Origin of the sequence: Oceanispirochaeta sp. (genome assembly GCF_027859075.1) — a bacterium.
In the GTDB taxonomy this organism is placed as follows: Bacteria; Spirochaetota; Spirochaetia; order DSM-2461; family DSM-2461; genus Oceanispirochaeta.
In genome coordinates this window covers 1-21,456 of record NZ_JAQIBL010000023.1, presented here as the reverse complement: position 1 = coordinate 21,456, position 21,456 = coordinate 1, and the positions used below count along the sequence as shown (strand labels likewise).

18 protein-coding genes are annotated in these 21,456 nt (G+C 41.9%); 15 read left to right on the top strand and 3 right to left on the bottom strand.

Features of this window, described 5'->3' with window-relative positions:
* A partial coding sequence (locus PF479_RS01575; protein WP_298001551.1) for a BMP family ABC transporter substrate-binding protein occupies positions 1-2,346 on the bottom strand: 2,346 nt, incomplete at its 3' end.
* A 245-nt stretch (positions 2,347-2,591) separates the two neighbouring features.
* Here PF479_RS01575 and PF479_RS01570 point away from each other — a divergent pair.
* The 3 genes from PF479_RS01570 to PF479_RS01560 all read left to right on the top strand — a co-directional run bounded on the left by PF479_RS01570 (position 2,592) and on the right by PF479_RS01560 (position 6,011).
* Positions 2,592-2,978, top strand: coding sequence for a hypothetical protein (locus PF479_RS01570; RefSeq protein WP_298001549.1), 387 nt, complete (start codon positions 2,592-2,594; stop codon positions 2,976-2,978).
* Between the two features lie 65 nt (positions 2,979-3,043).
* Positions 3,044-5,176, top strand: a complete 2,133-nt coding sequence (locus tag PF479_RS01565; protein ID WP_298001547.1) for a Tex family protein — start codon at positions 3,044-3,046, stop codon at positions 5,174-5,176.
* Positions 5,177-5,237: 61 nt separating this feature from the next.
* Positions 5,238-6,011 carry a hypothetical protein gene (locus PF479_RS01560; protein ID WP_298001545.1) on the top strand — a complete coding sequence of 258 codons (774 nt, stop codon included), beginning with the start codon at positions 5,238-5,240 and terminating at the stop codon, positions 6,009-6,011.
* A gap of 82 nt (positions 6,012-6,093) precedes the next feature.
* Here the strand turns inward: PF479_RS01560 and greA are convergent, their stop codons facing one another.
* Both greA and PF479_RS01550 read right to left on the bottom strand, forming a co-directional pair.
* Entirely contained in the window at positions 6,094-8,787 is a 2,694-nt protein-coding gene (greA, locus tag PF479_RS01555) for a transcription elongation factor GreA (RefSeq protein ID WP_298001543.1), read from the bottom strand.
* A 21-nt stretch (positions 8,788-8,808) separates the two neighbouring features.
* Positions 8,809-9,750, bottom strand: a complete 942-nt coding sequence (locus PF479_RS01550; RefSeq protein ID WP_298001541.1) for a hypothetical protein — start codon at positions 9,748-9,750, stop codon at positions 8,809-8,811.
* Positions 9,751-9,925: 175 nt separating this feature from the next.
* Here PF479_RS01550 and rpe point away from each other — a divergent pair, with 175 nt between their 5' ends.
* The 12 genes from rpe to PF479_RS01490 all read left to right on the top strand — a co-directional run bounded on the left by rpe (position 9,926) and on the right by PF479_RS01490 (position 21,277).
* Positions 9,926-10,579, top strand: coding sequence for a ribulose-phosphate 3-epimerase (gene rpe / locus PF479_RS01545; protein ID WP_298001538.1), 654 nt, complete (start codon positions 9,926-9,928; stop codon positions 10,577-10,579).
* A 67-nt stretch (positions 10,580-10,646) separates the two neighbouring features.
* Positions 10,647-11,462 (top strand): tetratricopeptide repeat protein, encoded by an 816-nt coding sequence (locus PF479_RS01540; protein WP_298001536.1) that lies wholly within the window; start codon positions 10,647-10,649, stop codon positions 11,460-11,462.
* On the top strand, positions 11,455-12,474 hold the full coding sequence (locus PF479_RS01535) for a hypothetical protein (protein WP_298001534.1): 1,020 nt from the start codon (positions 11,455-11,457) through the stop codon (positions 12,472-12,474). Before PF479_RS01540 ends, PF479_RS01535 begins: the two co-directional genes overlap by 8 nt.
* On the top strand, positions 12,458-13,552 hold the full coding sequence (locus PF479_RS01530; protein ID WP_298001532.1) for a hypothetical protein: 1,095 nt from the start codon (positions 12,458-12,460) through the stop codon (positions 13,550-13,552). The genes PF479_RS01535 and PF479_RS01530 overlap by 17 nt, the downstream gene beginning before the upstream one ends.
* A 160-nt stretch (positions 13,553-13,712) precedes the next feature.
* Positions 13,713-14,843: a recombinase RecA gene (gene recA, locus PF479_RS01525; protein WP_298001530.1), complete on the top strand. Its 1,131-nt coding sequence runs from the start codon at positions 13,713-13,715 to the stop codon at positions 14,841-14,843.
* Between the two features lie 5 nt (positions 14,844-14,848).
* On the top strand, positions 14,849-15,385 hold the full coding sequence (folK, locus tag PF479_RS01520) for a 2-amino-4-hydroxy-6-hydroxymethyldihydropteridine diphosphokinase (protein WP_298001528.1): 537 nt from the start codon (positions 14,849-14,851) through the stop codon (positions 15,383-15,385).
* Complete coding sequence (locus PF479_RS01515) at positions 15,378-16,142, top strand: segregation/condensation protein A (protein ID WP_298001526.1); 765 nt, start codon at positions 15,378-15,380, stop codon at positions 16,140-16,142. Before folK ends, PF479_RS01515 begins: the two co-directional genes overlap by 8 nt.
* Positions 16,111-16,650: an SMC-Scp complex subunit ScpB gene (gene scpB / locus PF479_RS01510; RefSeq protein ID WP_298001524.1), complete on the top strand. Its 540-nt coding sequence runs from the start codon at positions 16,111-16,113 to the stop codon at positions 16,648-16,650. Before PF479_RS01515 ends, scpB begins: the two co-directional genes overlap by 32 nt.
* Positions 16,643-17,401 (top strand): pseudouridine synthase, encoded by a 759-nt coding sequence (locus tag PF479_RS01505; RefSeq protein ID WP_298001523.1) that lies wholly within the window; start codon positions 16,643-16,645, stop codon positions 17,399-17,401. The genes scpB and PF479_RS01505 overlap by 8 nt, the downstream gene beginning before the upstream one ends.
* A complete protein-coding gene (cmk, locus tag PF479_RS01500; protein ID WP_298001522.1) occupies positions 17,398-18,036 on the top strand; it encodes a (d)CMP kinase in 639 nt (212 codons plus the stop codon). The genes PF479_RS01505 and cmk overlap by 4 nt, the downstream gene beginning before the upstream one ends.
* A 19-nt stretch (positions 18,037-18,055) precedes the next feature.
* The gene (rpsA, locus tag PF479_RS01495) at positions 18,056-19,756 is read left to right on the top strand and encodes a 30S ribosomal protein S1 (protein ID WP_298001520.1); all 1,701 of its coding nucleotides are present in this window, start codon (positions 18,056-18,058) and stop codon (positions 19,754-19,756) included.
* A 12-nt stretch (positions 19,757-19,768) separates the two neighbouring features.
* The gene (locus PF479_RS01490; RefSeq protein ID WP_298001518.1) at positions 19,769-21,277 is read left to right on the top strand and encodes a sigma 54-interacting transcriptional regulator; all 1,509 of its coding nucleotides are present in this window, start codon (positions 19,769-19,771) and stop codon (positions 21,275-21,277) included.
* The last annotated feature ends 179 nt before the right edge of the window (positions 21,278-21,456 follow it).

Sequence of the window (21,456 nt, the reverse complement as noted above, 5' to 3'; positions counted from 1 at the left end):
TATATAAGTTTCGTCATCGGGCCGGATTTCAAAATCTTTCACAAGTTTTCTGGCATATTTGTTGATGGCGGAAAAATTCAACCAGCCCCTGGAAGAAAAGGGCAGTTTTTTAAAATTCTCAAGGATGATGTTCTCCCCAACTGAATATTCCAGGATAAGTCCGCGTTTGTGCCTGTCCTGGGGGATCGTCGAAACTTTATGATCCAGAATTCCCCGGGGAGACAGGCCCATAATATTGATGCCGTTGACCAGTATTTCCCCCGATTCAGCCTTTCGGAGTCCTGTCAGGGCCTCTACCAGTTCGTTCTGTCCATTCCCGTCAACTCCGGCAATGCCCAGAATTTCTCCTCTCCGGACAGTCAGATTCAATCCTCGGACTGCGGGGATTTTTCTATTGTCTAAAACATGAAGATTCCTGACTTCAATCACAATCTCAGCAGGGCTGGCTTCAATCTTGTCCACCTTGAACGAGACTTCCCGTCCTACCATCATGGAGGCAAGATCCGATTCACTCACATCTTCGACCTTGACCGTATCGATTTTCTTTCCCCGTCTGATGATGGTGCAGAAATCCGCAACATCTTTGATCTCTTTAAGTTTATGGGTGATGATGATCACTGTTTTACCCTGGTCGGTCAGATTATGGATTATCTGGATCAGGTCAAGAATCTCCTGGGGAGTCAATACAGCCGTCGGCTCATCCAGAATCAGGATATCCGCTCCTCTGTAGAGCGTTTTCAGAATCTCAACACGCTGCTGCATCCCGACAGTTATATCCTGGATAGAGGCGGTAGGATCTATGGTCAGCCCGTATTTTTCTGAGAGAGCAATGATATCCTTTGTTGCTTTTTCCATGTCCAAAACACCAAATTTATGGGTTTCCATTCCCAGGATGATGTTCTCAACGACAGAAAATGGTTTGATCAGCATAAAGTGCTGATGCACCATGCCGATACCATTCTGAATGGCTATATTGGGTGAATCCATGACAACCTTGTTGCCATTGATAAATATTTCGCCTGCTGTGGGGTGATAGAGACCGTATAAAGAGTTCACCAAGGTTGTCTTGCCTGCTCCATTTTCACCCAGGAGGGCATGAACCTCTCCCTTGTGGACTTTCAGGTCAATATTGTCATTGGCAACAAGGGATCCGAACTTCTGTGTTATCCCTCTCATATCTACGGCTATCTGGTCGAAATCATAATTATTCAAAGACTTCCCTCCAGAAAGAAATTGACCCTGCCGCAGGGCAGGGTCATTTGCAATTAATTTATTGTAAACTGAATATTTTATCTCAACAACAGAATAAGCCTCATAGCTGTCTGCTGTATTGGGAACAACAAATTCTCCAGCGATGATCATCTTCTCAAGTTTTTCAACATCTGCAAGGATGTCGGCAGGAACATGTTTTGAACTGCTGGGAGCAATACCTACACCGCCTTCAGCCAGACCGTATGCAACGGTTGTACCGCCGGGGAAATTGCCTTCGGCAAGATCTTTGGAAAGGTTGAAGATACCATTGTCAACTCTTTTCATGGCTGAGGTAAGTACATTGTCGGGAGCCAGGTCGTTCTGGTCCCGGTCAACACCGATCGCCCATTTTCCCTGTTCTTTGGCTGCTTCAATCAAACCATTTCCAACACCGCCGGCAGCGTGGAAAATAATGTCCGCACCCTGCTGATACATGCTGTTGGCAATACTCTTGCCTTTAGCGGCATCAGTAAAGGACTCGGCATACTGGGATATTACTTCAATATCGGCACCGGCCTGTTTTACACCAGCCTTGAAACCATATTCAAACTCTTCAATCAGGAAAAACTTGATTCCTCCGATAAAACCTACTCTTTGGGTTTCTGTCATTCTTCCGGCGATATAACCTACCAGATAGGAACCCTGGGCTGCCTGGAAAACGACACCAACAAGGTTGGGAGGAGAGTCTTCAAAGGCACTGTCTATAATGGCATACTTCTGATCGGGATTGTTCTGAGCTGCTTCCATGATAGCGTCGGCCATCATGAATCCGATACCCCAGATCAGGTCGTTTCCATCATCCAGAGCGCTTTCCATATTGGGCATATAGTCTGCATTCTGTTTGGATTCTTTATAGGAAACATCAAGATTGAGCTCATTTCCTGCTCTCTGCAGACCTTCCCAGGCTGACTGGTTGAAGGACTGGTCATTGACGCCACCGACATCTGTTACCATTGTAACTGACGTTTTTTCAACAACAGCTTCCATCTTTTTTTCTTCTGCTGCGGCTGGAGCAGGAGCTTCCTTGCTACCACCGGCAAAAAGAGATGCTGTCATTATTAAAAGGACAGTGAAAAGAATAGTTAGTTTTTTCATACGTTCTCCTTAAGAACTTCATAAAATTCTTTAATTAAGGTTACTTTTCAAACGGTTAAGTGTCAAGTTTTATTACTAAAACGCAGAAGAAAGAAGTCCCTTTTCACTCATTCCTACAGGATTGTCAGGTCATCCCTTTACAGACCCTGCTGCTTTCTTTATATTGGTGAAAAATCAAATTTTGGATAAATTATTTTATGAACAATATGTTAAAATATGTATATAAAAAGTGCTGGATTTTCCTTTTGATCCCATCCGTTTTATTTCTGACAAACTGCCGGTCTACAGATAATATTATAGAAGAAAAAAGCACTTTTATCGATGAATATTATATCAGCCGCCCCAAGATCATTGTCGATGCTCCCATTGCCAAACTTCCCTATACCTTGAGATGGGAAGGCAGCCGATCAGCAGGTTCTTATGAAATCCAATCCGCCCTGGATCTTCAGTTTACCGATTCCCGTCAGAACTGGACGACAAAAGAATCATCCCTGCTACTCTCTGAACTGAAAGGTGATGTTGTCTATATCAGGATCAGATCGCGCACTGACCGCGACACAAGCCGCTGGAGCGAGATTGTCAAACTGTGTTTAGTCGGAGATGTTCTTGGAATCAGCTGGGTGAGAGAGTAGATAATATGAATACCAGTTCTTTCCCTTAATATTGATATTTTTTCATAACCATTTATACTGTCTGAATGACAATCATAAAAGAAATAGCACGCAACCATTCCCTTCCGGAAGGAATCATTACTAATGTTCTGACTATGGTGGAAGAAGGGGCTACAGTACCCTTTATGGCACGTTATAGAAAAGAAAGGACAGGTAACCTTGATGAGGTTCAGATCTCTTCTATATTAAAAGCCGCAGAATCCCTGAAAGAACTTGAAAAAAGGAAAGCTGCCATCCTGAAATCCATCGATTCTCAGGGCAAAATGACTGATACCCTCAGAGATTCTATTGAAAAAACCAGAGAACTTTCCATCCTGGAAGATCTTTACCTGCCGTTTAAACCGAGGAAAAAGACACGGGGAATGACAGCTGAGGAAAAAGGGCTGAAACCTCTGGCCGAAATGATCATAAAAAACTGTGCTCTCTCTGACATAAACAGGGAGAGCTTCTATGGAAAACAGGATCAGATGGCAAGCTGGGAAGAGGCTCTAAAGGGAGCATCGGATATCCTGGCAGATAAATTGAACGAAGAAGCTCTTGTCAGAAAGAAACTGAGAACCATCTACACAGGAAAATCAATTTTTCAGGTCAAACCAGTGAAAGGGAAAGAAGAAGCGGGACAAAAATACCGGGATTATTTTAATAGAGAAGAGCGGGCTGTTTCCGCACCCTCCCATCGTGTTCTGGCAATGTACAGGGGAGCTGATGAAGGTTTTTTGAAGCTGACGGTTCGCCCAGAGGCGGAACAGGCTTTGACAGCCCTGGGTCAGATCAGTCCTGTGAAAAGCACTCATTGGACTGATTTTCTTCATACCATGGAAAAAGACTGTTACAAACGACTCCTGGCACCCTCTCTCGAATCGGAAAACCGAAAAAGATTGAAGGAAAATGCAGACAGTGAAGCCATTCGTGTCTTTTCAGAAAATTTGAGAGTTCTCCTCATGGAATCTCCCCTGGGTCAAAAAGCCATCCTGGCTGTCGATCCCGGTCTTCGCACCGGGTGTAAGATTGTATGTCTCAGTCCTCAGGGGCAGCTGCTCTATGATGGTGTCATCTATCCTCTTGTCCCCCATAATAAAACGGCGGAATCGGAAGATAAAATTTCAAAATTAGTCAGTAGATTTAAGATTGAAGCCGTGGCTGTGGGTAATGGTACGGGGGGTAGGGAGGCACAAAAATTTTGTTCGTCCCTGGCCTGTCTGAAATCGACCCCTGTCGTTCTTGTCAATGAAAGTGGAGCCTCCATCTATTCTGCCTCAGAGATTGCCCGCAAAGAGTTTCCAGACTATGACCTGACTGTCAGAGGGGCTGTCTCTATCGGCAGGCGACTGATGGACCCTCTGGCAGAACTTGTGAAACTGGATCCTTCATCCATCGGAGTGGGACAGTATCAGCATGATGTCAATCAGAAGTCATTATTAACGGCTCTGGATGAGGTGGTTATGCACTGTGTGAACTCTGTTGGTGTCGAATTGAATACGGCCAGTGAGAAGCTTCTGTCCTATGTTTCGGGCATGAATTCCAAAACGGCGGCAGCCATAGTGGCCTACAGAGATGAAAAGGGTCCCTTTAAATCACGGGAAGAGATCAAAAAAGTAAAAGGGGTGGGAAATAAATGTTTTGAACAGGCTTCAGGATTTTTAAGAATTCGCGATGCTGCCAACCCCCTGGATAATACCGGGATTCATCCCGAGCAATACCCTTTTGTCGATACTCTTTGCAAGAGGGTGAACAGGAGCCTTGCCGATTTAATTGATGATCCTGCCATTTTGAAATCTCTTTCTCTGGGAGAGCTCACATCAGAAGAACGGGGTGTCGAAACCATCCGTGATATTATCAAGGAACTGGAGCAGCCGGGCCGGGACCCCAGACAAGAATTTAAAAGTTTTGAATTCTCAGATGAGGTTCACAGTATTGAAGATCTAAAAGAAGAAATGATTCTGCCTGGTATCATTACCAATGTTACGGCCTTTGGTGCCTTTGTTGACCTGGGTGTACATCAGGATGGTTTGATTCATATAAGCCAGATGTCAGATCACTATATATCCAATCCGTCGGATGTGATGAAGGTTGCTCAAAAACTGATGGTCCGTATTCTGGAAGTGGATCAGAGTCGAAAAAGAATATCCTGCTCTTTGAAAGGCATAGACCGGGATTAAGTCCCGTAAAAAATAAAATAACCATCCCGTTCTAGTGAGTGAACCGGATTCAGGAGTAATAATGATTCTATTTATGTTAAATAAAGCGTTCTGGGATGCCTGGGACAACATGGGCCGCCTTCTGTTGATCAATTTTGTGATGATTCTGCTTCTCGCCATTCCTGTCTTCCTTCCCAAAACCCTGATTCAGATTCCTGTGCTGAGTGTTTTATCCCTGGTCAGCAGTATTCTGCTTATATTTGTCTACATAGGAGCTGTTTCGGCCTATGTCAGGGATTTAGTCCATTATAAATCCCCCGAATTGAAAGACATCATCGGCCACCTTCAGGAAAGCTGGAAAAAAAGCCTCATTCTGGGAGCTGGTGCCCTGTTTTTCTATTTTATCTGTTTTACGGGTTTTCAGTTTTATTCAGCCCTGGGAAACATCATGGGATTGATCGGTATGGCTTTTCTATTCTGGATTTCTGTCATTGTTTCCATAGCCATCCTATTTTTCTTCCCGGTCATGAATAATCTGGACAAAAACATGATCAAGATTCTGAAAAAGAGTTTCATTTTGTTTTTTGATAATACAGGAACTGCCCTGGTGCTCTTTCTGGCTATCATTGTCAATACCATTCTTTCTTTCGCTCTTGCTTTCATCCTTCCGGGAATAGGGGGAATTCTGATATTACAGGAAAGCTGTATGAAGCTTCTCATTTTCAAATACGATTACCTTGAAGAGAATCCTGATGCAGATAGAAAAAAGATACCCTGGAATGCCTTGATTCGTGAGGAACGGGAGAAAGTGGGTACAAGAACACTCAAAGGAACCATCTTTCCCTGGAAGGATTAAGGGTTTTTAAAAAATATATAGGATTATAAATAAAGCGGGCTGCCTGAAAGGCAGCCCATTTTTATATTCAGTAACTTTTATGCTATGCCAGCATATCAGCTTTTTCGATTTTCACGATCTTGTATGAATATTTATTTTCGTTGATCGTAAAGCTTGTCTCTTCATTCAAGATTACACCCATTACGGCACTTCCAAAGGGTGAAATATAAGAAATAATATTATTGGATGGGTCTGATTCCCAGGGGCCCAGAATTGTAAGAACCTCTTCTTTGGATTCCAGAAGATTGAGCAGTGTAACTTTGGTACCAAAAGAAACCTTTTTGAGATCCACAGTGGAAGGGTCAAAAACCTTGGCTTTCTCAATTCCCTCTTTCAGTTTTCCTACATGTATATTGAGAGATTCCTGTTTTTCTTTTCCTGCCTTATATTCAGCATTTTCCTTCAGGTCTCCCATTTCTATGGCAATACCTATTTCCTTGGAGTTTTGGGGAACCTCAACATCTAATATATGTTTCAGCTCTTTCTGTTTCTCTCTCATACTTGATTCAAGCACAATGAGGGATCTTGATGCCACCGTCGTTGGTGTTTCTTCAAGTTCTCCCAGAAATTTGATATTTGGATATTTAACTTTGATCTTCTGACGTATACCCAGTTTGACAGTCACATCCATTTCTTTTACATCCTGTAAGAGAGTAAACAAACGGCTGACCGTGTCTTCATCTCCGCTGAGAATGAAATCTTCAAGCCTGTGTTCTTTAAAAAGGTAGGTCTGGATGGCTCTATTCAATTTTTTGTTTTCTGTTACGTTCCGTTTATTGCTGATATCCCGGTATGTAATATCCAGCAAGTGAATCATATTAATCAGAATCTTTTCATAAGGAATACCAATGGGCTGAAACCAGGGTTCATCGACTGCCGAACGGGCTATCCAGAGAAATGCTTCCCTGAACTCTCTAAAATGAGTCATGATATCCAGAAGTTTATCTTTGACCATTGCATCAAATCCATTGTTGATCAGATCCTCAATGACTGACTTGTTCAGATAGTATGGAAAGAGCTGTATGTAATAATTATGCCAGTCTTCAATGTTCAACTTAACATCGGTGAGAAAATCCCTTTTCAGATCGGCATACTGAATGGCGCGGAACATGGCATCAAGGTCTTCAATATCATCAAAGACTTCTTTGAAGGTATAATTTATACCGGGGTTGAGAAAGGGGAAATCCTGAATGATATTTTTGATAAACAGATAAGAACAAACCACCTGCTCATTCACATTTGCTGTTTTCAAAAAAGCGGTAAAATAGTTAAACATTTCAGAAAAATAGTCTGAATCAGGATCAGATTCTTTCATGAATTCAAGAATGGTCTGATATCTGTCAAAAAAGTTTGTTTCAGCCTTGAATCGGTTGAATGTTTTTTCTTCAAAAGTAATAGGCTTATCACGGACCATGAAGAGATCCAGTTTTTCCGGCATGTTTCCAAAATCTGCATTTGTTTTCAGAATCCTTCTGGCCTCAGTGCTCCAGCTGGACCACTCTCCCTGGGTCAGAACAGCAGGGACAAGCTCTGCTTTCATCCTTTTCATATCAGCCGCATTGTCAAAACTCTTGATAACGGTTTTAAGAGTCCAGGGGATATCTTTTTTAACCTTATCGTGGAGTTTCTGTTTCGGTAAAATGCTTTTGAGTACCCAGATATGAGATTTTGTCAGACTGATCAGGGCATTTACCGCCATTTTCAGAGACATTGTATGCCCCCGATTGGTTGAAAAGTCTATTGTGATCTGATCACCCTTGATGTCTCTGATAACACCCACACCCCATGTCTTATGGTAAACAAAGTTACCAGCATCAAAGGAAATATGTTTTTCAAAGTCAGATATGGCTTCAGTGATATTTCTCCAACTCTGATTGAGGTTGGACAGTTTGATGTATTCTTCCAGCTGACTATGGCCTTCAAAACGGCTTCTATAACAGTTTACAATTTCTTTACGGGCCCAGGGATTCTTGGAATCATACTGAAGAATCAGTTTGAGGATATCAATGGCTGTTTGCCATTCCTCTTTTTCCTGAATGGCTGGATATATATCTTCCAGAAGGATAGTTGACTTCTCAGGAGACATGGTCTTTGCAATTTTCTTTTCAATAATGAGAAAAAACTCCAGATCGTCCAGGTTCAACTCAATGAGTTTTCCCCAAATGTCTTTTACATTGTTAAACAAATTCTTATTGATGTATCTGTGTATGGCTTTTTTGTAGTAGCCAATTGCCTGATCAATCTTGCCATCGGCTTCTTTCTTTTCTGCCAGTTTTTTGACAATGTCAGCTTCATTATAATCAATCTTGATCAGCCTTTCCCATATATCATAGACATCGTTTTGACGGTCTTCGTTGGCATAACACTCGGTAAGGACTTTAAGGGCCATCTTGTTTTCACCGAATTTAAGAATTCTATCACACAGAAATTCAACAATATTCCATTTATGATTCCCCGAAAAAATATTGATGAGCTCCACCAGATGGGAGTCATCAATCTGCTGCTTGTGCAGTGAAATAATTCCGGAAATATAAAGGGCAATGATGCTGTTTTTGGAATGATCCAGGTGCTGTTCGCATAGATCTCTGATTTCATCCTGTGTATCGGAAGTCATAATTTCTTCTACCGACTCATCCAGCTCTTCAAAATTTTTGATTGTATAGTTACTGAGAGTGGCTCGTGTCCACTTTTCCTCATTTAATAAATCATTAATCTTGTTGATCATTTCGTCTGACATAACTTTTATAAACTCCTACACTCAATTGATGTACTGGCGGTATATTGACGGATTTAGCAGTTTGATATTCATCAGGACCTCGTCAATCGTTTTTCTATCTTCTTTAATGCTTATATAATGATCAATAAGCCAGAAATACCTATTTATTAAACGGGGTACCAGTTTCCCGTTCTCGCTATTCTGCCGGATTTCATTCTGAAGAGAAAAAATGGACTGCTTGAGTTTTCCATACTCAATGGGTCTCATTTCTCTTTTAATATTGAAGACTCCAAAGATCACCCCATAAACAGGTAGCCAATCTTTAATGTATTTCAAATCAATACCGGTTCCGGATACTTTCTCGATCAACTTCACTATCAAACCAGATTCCAGGTGGTTTAAATCTACCTGGTCCGGGTCTAAATAAAAAGCTTCACGAAAGAATATTTTTGCACCCCGCATTTCATCTATGAGTGCATACGTATCAGCCAACTCAGCAAGAATCACAGGATTCTCTCTGCTGTTTTTTACACCCCTTTCCAGGATGCTGACTGCTTTTTCATAGTTCCCCAGCACCTTGTTGCATCTTCCGATTCCAAGGAGCAGCTCCAAATCATTACTATCATCCAGATGAAGCTGCTCATAGCAGCCCAATGCCTCCGAATGAACCATGTATTTCAGGGATACAATCCCTTTTTCAGGAGCTTCGCTGTCATTTGCCGAATACCAATCGGTAAACTGATCCCACTGCTTCAGAAGGTAATCACCCTTTTCGTATAAGCCTGAAAACTCGGCCATTCTATTCCAGCGTTCTTTCCAGAATTTAAGCACTCTGAGGTGCCCTGCCAGTTCTATACGGTCAAAGTCAATGGAATAAGCCTCATCCAATTGAGACATAGCTTTATCCATATCACGTTCTGCGGTAGAACGATAAACGTCTTCGAGAAGCTCATCTATGTTCTTTTTAAGCTCTGTTTCACTCATTCCTGTTTATTCTAAATCTCAGGTAAATGCATAATTGCATCTTTCTCATTATACTTGTCCCTTCACTTTAGTCAACAAATCTGGTCTTTCTGATAAAAACTAAATTGATCAAACATTGAAATTTAATGTTCTTTATCCAGTTTTACAAAAAAACAGATATCAGTATAATAATAAAATGAAAATAACTAAATGCGCTCCATCAATCCTGGCAGCCGATTTTTCCAGAATCCATGAGGGAATAAGCCTTATTGAGGCCTCTGGCGGTGACTGGGTTCACCTTGATGTCATGGATGGTTCTTTTGTTCCCGAAATCAGTTTTGGTGCACAGATGGTCCGAGCTGTCCGCTCCCTGACAGATCTGCCTCTGGATGTTCATCTCATGATAGAAAAGCCGGAAAATCATGTGACTTCTTTTTTGGAAGCCGGAGCTGATTATATCACCTTTCATGCTGAAGCTTCTGTTCATGCTCACAGGACCATACAGTTAATCAAAGCCGGTGGTGCCAGGGCGGGGATATCCATCGTTCCATCCACACCGGTTGCAATGATCAGTGAACTCCTCCCTTTTTTGGACCTTGTACTCATCATGACGGTAAACCCGGGATATGGTGGACAGTCTCTCATCCCGGAATGTCTCGAAAAAGTACGAACCCTTGCTGCTTTGAAATCTGATAGGGGTTTTAGCTATGAGATCGCTGTGGATGGCGGTATCAACCGGGAGACAATCAAGGAAACCAAGGACGCCGGCATCGATGTTTTTGTGGCAGGATCCGCTTTTTTTGGAGCCGCTGATCCTGCAGAAGAACTGTCTTATATGAAAAATTGTTAACTCATGTACAATGGAGTTTTACTTTAAGCACCCTGATACCGATGTTTGAACTGTGAGGTATTGTCTGATGAAATGGAAAGCTCTGCGTTTCACGTTATTGGTCTTGTGCATATTTCTGGCAGTGCAGGCTGTCGTTTTTTCTGAATCTCTTGAGGATGAATTTCTCTTTGGATTAGATCTGTTCAAAGAAGGTAGATATGAACAGTCTTCTCGACTTTTTCAGACTGTCCTGGATGATACGGATTCCATCAGTATTCACGGAGACGCCGAGTTCTGGCTTTCCAGGTGTTTTCTGGAGACGAATGATCTTGTTCGTTCTTCCCAGATCCTGGAAAATTTTCTGATTCAGTATCCAACACATAAATATAACGAGGATGCCCGGTATTTTAAGGGGAGAATCCTTTTTCTCCAGGAAGAATACGACAAAATCATTCATTATTACTCTTCTTTTCTGACATCCTTTCCTGACAGTCCCTTTGCCTCCAGCAGCCTTTTCTGGGTAGGGGAGGCTCTTTATTTTATGGGCCGCTTTGATGAAGCTGGAGAAATATATAACAACCTTCTGGAAAATTACCCCAGAAGTGTTAAAACAGAAGCCTCCCGGTATAGATTATCCCTTATAGAATATCGCTATAGAGAAGAAGAACTTCTAAAGCTCCTTCAATGGAGTCATGAGGAGTTTATGAAGAGTACCGGTGATTATGAGCAAAAGGAAAAAGAATTCAATCAGGCTTTGGCTGTGTATCAGGAAAAATTGATTGAACTCACCCGGACAAGAGAAATATATGAAAACAGATTGAAACTCCTGGAGTTGAAGGAGGTGTCTCTGCAGCTGAAAGAAAAGCTCTTGAAGGGAATGTCCGGAGGCAGCAGGGATGAATAAGATTAAAATAAATGTATTGATAATCTGCCTGCTCTCCCTGGTCAGTGCTGTAAATGCTCTGGAAGTAAAAGATAATTCTTCAAGAATTGTGTTTAACGAGAAGGATGGGGTATGGAGTCTCTTTTATAGCCAGGATGGAAAAGTCAAATCCCTTTTTGAAGACAGGGATGATCGGACATCCTATACAGATCTAGTTCTGGATAACAGAACTTACCGGCTCCAGAAAAACTCTTTCTTCAACCAGCATGTAGAAGAGCATTCGGGGCTGGTCGTCGCACACTGGAGCAATAATATCCTTCATGTGACTCAGTCGGTTCAGACTGATCACAGAATTAAGGGATTCAGGGTCACCCTCACCGTACGCAATCTTTCAAAAAACTATATATCCATCGGATTGAAAAAACTGATTGATACATATATTTCTGACGGGCCGGATTTTTCTGTGGAAGGATCTCTCCCTGTCGATTCGGAAAGAAGATGGACCGCTGCAGATGTACCTGCCTACTGGGGAACCTTTCCTGCTGCCGATACAGGCAGTCAGCTCACCTTTACTCCTCTCGGAGACCGGAAACCAGATCAAATCATCTTTGCCAACTGGAAAAGACTGAATGACAGCGACTGGGACTTTAATCTGAGAGAAGGCCGAGATTTTTCTTTACTTCCCTATTCCATTAATGATTCTGCTGCCGCGGTCTATTACAATCCTCTTTCCATTCCTCCCGGAACAGAGATTTCGGTTCAGTATGCATTAACCGTAGGAGGTCCTGTCAGTTCGGAAGATCAGAAGAAGAACGATAATACCGCCCTTCCTTCCATTACAGTACCCACGGGGGATAACATTATTCTCAATTATGCACTGCAGTATGATCTGGACCTGATTGATAAACTGGTTGATGAGGTCAATACGCTTCTAAAAACAGATGATCCGGTCTATAATTCTCAAACAGAATATTTTGAAGAAGAACTGGAGAAATTGAAGCAGAAATTGTCTCACTATGAAAATTTACAATAAGACACTTAAAAAAGCCTATAAACTTCTCAGAACTGGACAGAATGGAAAAGTTGTCAGTACTCTGGAACCTAAGGTTCCTCTCTTTCTGGAAAACTATCAATTCTACTATATCCTGGGTATCGCGTGTCTTCGGAATGGGGATAACGGAGGGGCTGATACCTATTTAAAAAGGGCTGTCCAAGTGAACCGTAAGGCCGTTGAACCCAGATTGTTCCTTGCCTCTCTGGCCCTGCGGAAAAAAGACACAACCGAAGCGGTCCGTTTGTGGTTGGGGATACTCGATATTGATTCCTCTTGCAAGGAAGCCAAAAAAGGCCTTGACAGGATTAGAAAAATATCCGATTCCGACGCGCTCGATCAATTTCTTTTGCGGAATAACTTTCTCTCATTTTTACCAAAAATCAGAAAACCCCTTCCCTTATGGCTCCTCCTTGTCATACTCGTCGCCGCGGCTGTCCCTTTTGTGTATATGCAAAAAGATTCCATTTCTGAGCTCCTGTCACATCAGGACATTCCATCCCGTGAAAACTTGTCTTATATGTTCAAAGATTTGAAAAAAGAAAAATTAACAGATGATAATCCCAAGGGATTTATATTCAATCTGAGTGAAGACCAGATCATGACCAGCTTGAAAACGGCCCAGTCCTATTTTGATGATTACAAGGATAACCGGGCTCAGTATGAAATAAACCGGGTTCTCTATTCCAATGCTTCCGAATCGGCAAAACAAAGAGCCCGCATTCTGGAAGGATATTTAAAGACACCTGATTTAACATCTTTTTCCAACATCTATCTGTATCAATCGGTACAGGAAAATCCTTATCTATATAACAAGTGTTTTATCCGCTGGAAGGGGAGGATATCCAATCTGGAAATGACAGAACCTGGAATGAACTTTGATTTTCTAGTCGGTTATGATACGGCACAAATTCTGGAAGGAATCGTTCCCTCCTATACCGATTTTCAAGTCCGGCTGGACAGTGCCCTGCCGCTGGAAATTCTGGGACAGATTGATGTTCTGGATAAGAGCCGATTTCGAATCAATGTCACTTCAGTTCGGAATATTGTTGATCCTTAATAGCTTTACTGTTATATTACCAGCAAACATATGTTAAGTGTTTTTGTCATTTACCATAATTATGCAAAATGTATGAAGCAGGAAGGCCGGATTTCCTGTATTATAATCGGAAACACAGAACGGGTATTCAATCAAAAGCATTTTTCCAGGGAGGACAATCATGGCAGATAAAAATATGGATGATAAAAATAAGGCTATTGAAGCGGCGCGGCTTCAGATAGAAAAACAGTATGGTAAAGGGTCTATCATGAAAATGGGTGATCAGCCTCTCGTGGAAATCGAGACCATTTCTTCGGGTTCTATTCTCCTGGATGAAGCCCTGGGTGTCGGCGGCTTTCCTAAGGGAAGAATTCTCGAGATTTATGGCCCTGAATCCTCTGGTAAAACAACTCTGGCTCTCCATGCTATCGCAGAAGCACAGAAGCAGGGCGGAATTGCTGCTTTCATCGATGCAGAACATGCGTTAGATCCGGCTTATGCCCGGGGACTTGGTGTTAATGTCGATGAATTATGGGTCTCCCAGCCAGATACGGGAGAACAGTCTCTGGAAATCACCGAATCACTGGTTCGCTCAGGTGCGGTTGCTATTATTGTTGTTGACTCGGTGGCAGCCTTAACGCCTCGTGCCGAGATTGAAGGCGATATGGGAGATTCTCATGTGGGTTTGCAGGCCAGGCTTATGAGTCAGGCTCTCAGAAAGCTGACAGGAATAATATCCAAGTCTAATACCTGTCTTATTTTTATCAATCAGATCAGAATGAAAATCGGTGTCATGTTCGGGAACCCGGAAACAACAACCGGTGGTAATGCCCTGAAATTTTATGCCTCAGTACGGCTGGAAGTCCGTAAGATCGAAACAATGGCCAAAGGACAGGAAGACGCCATTGGTAATAGAGTCCGTGTCAAGGTTGTTAAAAATAAGGTTGCCCCTCCTTTCAGGAAGGTGGAATTAGAAATCATCTTCGGTAAGGGGATCTCTGCCAGTGCCAGTTTGATGGATGCCGCTCTGAAATATGATATAATTCAGAAGAGCGGCAGCTGGTATTCCATGGGAGAAGAAAGAATAGGGCAGGGACGGGATAATGTTAAAAAATATCTGGAAGAAAACGAATTGGTGGCAGATCAGCTGTTGATTCAGCTCAGACAGATTATGTTTCCCGGTAAAGACCCGGTAAAAAAAGAAGAAAAAAAAGCGGAAAAAGTAGAGAAGAAGACCGCTGGTAAGGTGATTAAGATCGTTGAGGATGATATAAAAGTTGCTGACAAGAAAATTAAGGAAGGACTTTTCTGATTGATTTGAAGGCCGTAAGAGTTTATATCGGAGTTGGTTCCAATTTAGGGAACCGTTTTGACAATCTGCATGCCGCCTGGGATGCTCTTGATTCAATTCTTGTTGATGCCGATTTTTCTTCTCTCTGGGAAACACAAGCGATGATCCTGTTAGATCAGCCCCCCTTTTATAATATGGTTTTTACCGGTTTATATAAGGGTAGCTCTTATGAATTGCTGTCTGATCTGCAGAGGGTTGAAGCTTTTCTGGGAAGAAAGCGCAGTATTGAAGTTCCCAAGGGACCCAGGACCCTGGACCTGGATATCCTGTTTTTTGGTGATGAGCATCGGAAGGATGATCGATTGACACTGCCCCATCCCGGAGTGAATGAGAGAGCCTTTGTTCTGACACCCCTTCTGGAGCTGTTTCCCAGAGATAATCCAGAATATAAGAGGCTCCGGGAATCTCTGGATATCAGGAAGGATCAGGGTATTCGTTGTCAAAGAAATCGATCTGTTGGAGCCGTTGGTTTTTGGACTCCTGGAGAATCAGAAAATGAGTGAACATGTCACTTTTCAATTAGATCAGTTTGAGGGGCCTCTCGATCTTCTGCTTTTTTTAATCAGGAAGAACGAAGTGAACATCTATGATATCCCCATTTCTTCCATTACAGAACAGTATCTGTCATTCCTTAAATACACAACTGGTGTCAATCTGGAGAATATCACAGAATTCTATCTCCTGGCAGCCACACTGTTGTATATAAAGTCCAGAATGCTCCTTCCTGTGGAGGTCGATTTCTCCGATGAGATTGAAGACCCCAGGGAGGAACTTGTAGCCAAGCTCATTGATTATCAAAAATATAAAAAACTTTCCGAACTCATGACAGAACAGGAAAAATCCACCGAGTGGGTGATTGAGAGAAAGAAAAACCAGAGAATGCTCCCCTTTGCTGATGAGAAAGATCTCTGGGAGGAAGTCGATGTCTGGGAACTCCTTCAGAGTTTTGCAGCTGTTATGAGTTCGCTGACTCAGGAAGCCATTGTCAATCTATATGAAGAAGTGACTGTCAATGAAAAAATTACCTTGATTCAGGAACTGCTGGAAGAAAAGGGAGAATTCGGTTTTACAGATATTCTTATAAACCCGGAATCTATAATGGAAATTGTCTGTGCCTTTCTGGCTGTCCTGGAATCTGTTAAAATGAGGCTGATAATGGTCTTTCAGAACAGGCTTTTTGGGGATATTATGATAAAGGCCAGAAAAACGGAAGAAGAGAGAAATAGAAATGAATCTCAACCAGGAACGATCGATAATTGAAGCAGCACTTTTCTTAGAAAGTGAACCCGTTAATGTTCAGCATTTAGTTAAGGTAAGCGGACTCTCGCGGGATGTGATCAAAGAAGTTCTTGAAGAACTCAAAAATCATTATTCCGGAGATGAACACGGTGTCACACTGAATGAAGTCCAGGATGGTTATATTCTTGCTGCCAAAGAAGAACTCTGGGATAATTTAAAAGATTATTATGGAAAGAAGAACGAAGAGAAATTATCTAGAGCAGCTATGGAAACATTATCCATAATCGCCTATTCTCAACCGCTCACGAAGGCTGAAATAGAGAATCTCAGGGGAGTCAGTTCGGACGGCATGATCCGCCTCCTTTTAAAGCGGACTCTAATTAAAGAGGTCGGAAAAAAGAATGTCCCTGGAAAACCAATTCAGTATGGAACATCTAAAGAATTCCTGAATCTATTCAGGTTAAAAAGTATTGCTGATCTACCTAAACTAGATGAGGTGGAACAGAAAAGGTTTGAATTAAATGGATAAAAGTGAAGAACTGCTGAGATTGCAGGTCTATCTGGCACGCTGTGGCGTCGGCAGCCGGAGAAAATGTGAAGAATATATCAGCGAAGGCCGTGTTACGGTCAACGGGAAGGCTGTCTTGACGGCTGGTACAAAAGTATCTAATGAAGATGAAGTTTATTACAACGGACATCCGGTTCATCCCGAAAAGGAGCATGTTTATATCGCTCTTCATAAACCATCCGGGTTTATATGCTCCAATCAGGACCGTGATGGAAGACCTCTGGCCATTGACCTCCTCGCTGATGCATCAAACCGGCGGCTATACAATGTCGGACGTCTGGACTATATGACCTCTGGTCTTCTTTTTTTTACGAATGACGGTGATTTCTCAAAGCTGATGACACATCCTTCATCCCATGTAGAAAAAGAGTATGTTGTTACAACCAAGAAGGAAATCCCCGGGGAATTGATGGAACAGTTTAAAAAAGGAATTTCCGTCGACGGTGAGTTTTTCCGTTTGAAACAGTATATTTTCAAGGGTGCCCGTACGGTTCATATTGTATTGGAAGAAGGTAAGAATAAGGAACTCAGAAAAGTTTTCCTGTCCAGGAATATTACCTTGAAGAGCATTCACAGAATAAGAGTCGGATCAATTAAACTCACCGGGTTGGCTTCCGGCCACTTCAGGAAACTGACTGCCAGAGAAGTTGACCAGCTTAAAAAACAGGCTCTTGAGAATAAGAAGAACAATACAGGAAAACCTCGGAAATGATCGTTGCCATTGATGGACCAGCGGGAGTCGGTAAAAGCAGTATTGCCTCAACTATAGCCCGGAATATGAACTATTTTAATCTGAACTCAGGGAATTTTTATAGGGCTGTTTCTATCCTTTTAATCAGAAAAAATCTTGGTTTTGATGATGAAAGCAAGGCGGTAGAAATAGCTGGAAATGCAAAAATGGAAATTAGGAATACCCGTTTATTTCTGGATGGGGAAGACGTCGATGATCTTCTTCACAGTGATGATGTTGACCGAATTGTGGCTCAGGTTTCCGCTATCGTATCTATACGGCATATTGTCAATGATACCCTGAGGGAAGTCAGCCGTTCTCTTGATCTTGTTGCAGAAGGCCGGGATATGACAACCGTTGTTTTCCCCCAGGCAGAAGTTCGGGTTTTTCTGGATGCTTCCCCCGAAATAAGGGCCGAGAGGCGCTTTAAGCAGGGTGTCAGCAGTCTGACATATAATGAAATCCTGGAGGGAATCCGCAGCCGTGATGTCATCGATAGAAATAAGAAAGAGGGCAGTCTGATCCTCTCAGAGGGAGCCCTATATTTAGATACCTCTGCCTTGACCTTAGAGCAAGTATGTGAGAAAGTAACAGATCTAATTAAAGAATTTATGTAATTCAGGAGAACGTAACGGTATGGGAAAGACGGATGCTGCTGCAGCAGAGAACAACAGCCAAACACAACTTCAGGAAGAATACCTGAAAGCTATGGACCAGCTTGAAGAAGGACAGCTGGTCGATGGTTATGTCATTCAGGTTGACAGTGAATTTGTATTTATTGATATTGGCTATAAATCTGAAGGAAAAATACCACTTGCCGAGTTCAAAGAAGCTCCTGTTATAGGTGAAAACGTTTCGGTTGTTCTTGTTAAAAGAGAAGGCAAAAACGGAGAGATCGTTGTTTCAAAGAAAAAAGCTGATGCAAAGGTCATTTGGAAAGAACTACGTGATGCCTTTCAGGATCATAAAACTATAAAAGGTAAAGTTGTGAAGTCCATCAAGGGTGGATTTGAAGTAGATCTTGGTATTGAAGTACGGGCCTTTATTCCTATTTCAAAAATGGATCTTCATAGAATTGAAGAGCCTGAAGATTATGTAGGCCTTGAATCAGAATTTTATATTGAACGACTTTATAACGATAAGAAAGTAAATATTGTTCTTTCCAGAAGAGAGTTGCTTGAAGAGAAACTTTCTGCAGCCAAGAAAGAATTTTTTGAAAAAACAGCTGTCAATGACGAAGTCACTGGTACTGTAAAAAGTTTTACATCCTTTGGAGCGTTTATCGATCTTGGCGGATTTGACGGTCTTCTTCATATCAATGATATGAGCTGGGGACATGTCAACAGACCCAAGGATTACGTAAAAAAAGGGCAGGAAATCAAGCTTAAAGTCATTCGCCTAGAACCTGAAGAAGAAAAAATCAATTTGTCTCTTAAACATTTCTCCGAAGATCCTTGGTCCAGTTTTGAAGACCGCTATCAGGTTGAGGATGTTGTCAAAGGGAAAGTAACCAAGCTGACTGAATTCGGCGCCTTTATCGAAATTGAAGAGGGCATTGAAGGGTTGGCACATATTTCTGAACTGTCCTGGGTAAAACGCATTAAACATCCCAAAGAACTCATGAATATCGGTGATGAAGTGGAAACCATGATCCTGGGTTATGACATTCATGACGGCCGTATTTCTCTGGGGATGAAACAGGTTCAGCCGAATCCCTGGGATGAAATGGAAGCCAAATATCCCGTAGGCATGAAGATGAATAGAGAGATCAAAAAAGTAACCAATGCAGGTGCCTTTATTGAACTGGAAGAAGGCATTGACGGCTTTCTTCATGTAGACGATCTTTCCTGGACCAAAAAAATCAAAAATCCTTCTTCTGTTCTGACAGAAAGTGAAGAAATTGATGTTATCATCACCAATGTAGACATTGAAGCTCACCGTATTCGTCTCGGTGTTAAACAGCTTTCTGAAGATCCCTGGGCCGAGCTGCTGAGGATGTATCCCAAAGGAAGTATTATTGAGGGAGAAGTTTCTAATATCACCGATTTCGGTTTGTTTGTGAAAGTGCAGGGCGGTATTGAGGGCTTGATACATAAAAATAATCTCAGCGAAGATCGTGATGCTGATGCAGATGAAATGCTTGGCAAATATAAAGTCGGTGAGAAAATTTCTGCTTCTGTTATTGAACTTCAGCCGGGTAAACAGAAATTATCTCTTTCTGTTAAGGAACTGAAACTCCGTGAGCAGAAAAAAGAAATATCCAAGTATATTCATGAGGAAAATGGAGACGATTCTACCTACACTCTTGCGGATATGCTGAAGGATAAAGAAAGCTGATCACTCTGTCCTATGTTTGCTGACAAAGTCGATAGAAAGAGACTTGAAACTCTGATTGAGATTAATAATCTTATAAATTCAAACTATACAGATATTCGGACTCTTATGACTCATATCCTTGAATCTTCGACTCGCCTCACAGGGGGCGAGTCGTCTTCTCTTCTTCTGCTGGACTCAGAGACGGATCTCCTTTATTTTGAAATTGCACTGGGAACGAAGAGTGAAGAAGTCAGGAAATTCACAGTCAAAATGGGTGAAGGAATTGCAGGCTGGGTAGCCCAGAACAATACTTCCCTTATTGTGAATGATGTAGAAAATGATTCACGGTTTTTTTCTGAAATTGATAAGGATGTTGGATATAAAACAAGTTCCATCCTTGCCGTTCCTCTGAGGATGAAAGATCAATGTGTTGGTGTTATTGAAGTTATCAATAAAAAAAATGAGAGTAATTTCACGGAAGAAGACCTGGAGTGGCTCGAGATATTCACAAATCAGGCTTCTCTGGCTTACCAGAATGCCCAATCTTTCAAAAAGGTTAAAGATGAGCTGTTTCGTCTGCAGGATAGGGTAGAGTCGGACAGTGGTTTTCATAAGATGATTTATAAAAGTGATGAGATTGATCAGCTTTTAAATATCACCGATAAAATATCCAGGTCTGATTCACCCGTATTGATTACAGGTGAAAGCGGTGTAGGAAAGGAACTCTTTGCAGAACAGGTTCATCTGCGGAGTCCCCGGAATAAGGAAACTTTTGTTCGCTTAAATTGTGCGGCCATTCCTGAAGAACTCCTTGAAAGTGAGCTTTTTGGTCATGTCAAAGGAGCCTTCACAGATGCTTCCAATGAAAGGCTCGGGCGTTTTTCTCTGGCTGATGGGGGTACCATCTTTCTGGATGAAATCGGTGAAATCAGCCTCGGCGTTCAGGCAAAGCTCCTGCGGGTTCTTCAGAACAAACAATTTGAGCCCCTCGGTTCTTCCGAGACTATTTTTGTAGATGTAAGAATCATTGCCGCCACGAACAGAAATCTGGAAAGCATGGTGGAAAAGGGGAGTTTTAGAGAGGATCTATACTATAGACTCAATGTTCTGCCGGTGAGTATTCCTCCCTTGCGAGACCGGACCGATGATATTGAAGTCCTTAGTGATTATTTTTTAAACAAATATTCGGCCCGTAATAGAAAAGATGTGAAAGGGCTCTCTGTAGAAGCCCAGGGAATACTCTATTCTTACAGCTGGCCCGGTAACGTCCGGGAGTTAGAAAATGTTATGGAGAGGGCTGTCATAGTATCTAATGGTCTTCTGATTGAAACGGAAGATCTTCTTCTTTCCAGGGAAAGAGAGCGGTTAATTCCAGGTTATAAGGGAAAAAGCCTCAAAGAGGCGGTGAATTTATTTAAGAAAAATTATATAAAAAGAATACTTGGAAATTGTGAGAACAATCAGACTGAAGCTGCTGTCAGGTTGGGAATACAAAGAACATACTTATCCAGACTTTTAAAAGATTTGGAAATAAATGAATAGGAATTATCTGACGAAAGGTTTGATAGTTAAGAAGGAGAGTTAATAATTGAACGTAAAGAATGAAGCAGAGCTTACAAGGACCGAAAGGGTTGCCATCTTCTTAAGGGATAATAAAAAATCTTTGATTATCGCTGCCGTTGCTTTTGTCCTTATTTTGGTAGCAGTTGGTGTCTTCGAAT

Bases quoted from the DNA above. Each gene is read 5' to 3' on its own strand.
- PF479_RS01565 (WP_298001547.1), top strand. From the start codon at position 3,044: ATGACAATCATAAAAGAAATAGCACGCAACCATTCCCTTCCGGAAGGA.
- PF479_RS01560 (WP_298001545.1), top strand. From the start codon at position 5,238: ATGATTCTATTTATGTTAAATAAAGCGTTCTGGGATGCCTGGGACAAC.
- greA (WP_298001543.1), bottom strand. From the start codon at position 8,787: ATGTCAGACGAAATGATCAACAAGATTAATGATTTATTAAATGAGGAA.
- PF479_RS01550 (WP_298001541.1), bottom strand. From the start codon at position 9,750: ATGAGTGAAACAGAGCTTAAAAAGAACATAGATGAGCTTCTCGAAGAC.
- rpe (WP_298001538.1), top strand. From the start codon at position 9,926: ATGAAAATAACTAAATGCGCTCCATCAATCCTGGCAGCCGATTTTTCC.
- PF479_RS01540 (WP_298001536.1), top strand. From the start codon at position 10,647: ATGAAATGGAAAGCTCTGCGTTTCACGTTATTGGTCTTGTGCATATTT.
- PF479_RS01535 (WP_298001534.1), top strand. From the start codon at position 11,455: ATGAATAAGATTAAAATAAATGTATTGATAATCTGCCTGCTCTCCCTG.
- PF479_RS01530 (WP_298001532.1), top strand. From the start codon at position 12,458: ATGAAAATTTACAATAAGACACTTAAAAAAGCCTATAAACTTCTCAGA.
- recA (WP_298001530.1), top strand. From the start codon at position 13,713: ATGGCAGATAAAAATATGGATGATAAAAATAAGGCTATTGAAGCGGCG.
- PF479_RS01515 (WP_298001526.1), top strand. From the start codon at position 15,378: ATGAGTGAACATGTCACTTTTCAATTAGATCAGTTTGAGGGGCCTCTC.
- scpB (WP_298001524.1), top strand. From the start codon at position 16,111: ATGAATCTCAACCAGGAACGATCGATAATTGAAGCAGCACTTTTCTTA.
- PF479_RS01505 (WP_298001523.1), top strand. From the start codon at position 16,643: ATGGATAAAAGTGAAGAACTGCTGAGATTGCAGGTCTATCTGGCACGC.
- cmk (WP_298001522.1), top strand. From the start codon at position 17,398: ATGATCGTTGCCATTGATGGACCAGCGGGAGTCGGTAAAAGCAGTATT.
- rpsA (WP_298001520.1), top strand. From the start codon at position 18,056: ATGGGAAAGACGGATGCTGCTGCAGCAGAGAACAACAGCCAAACACAA.
- PF479_RS01490 (WP_298001518.1), top strand. From the start codon at position 19,769: ATGTTTGCTGACAAAGTCGATAGAAAGAGACTTGAAACTCTGATTGAG.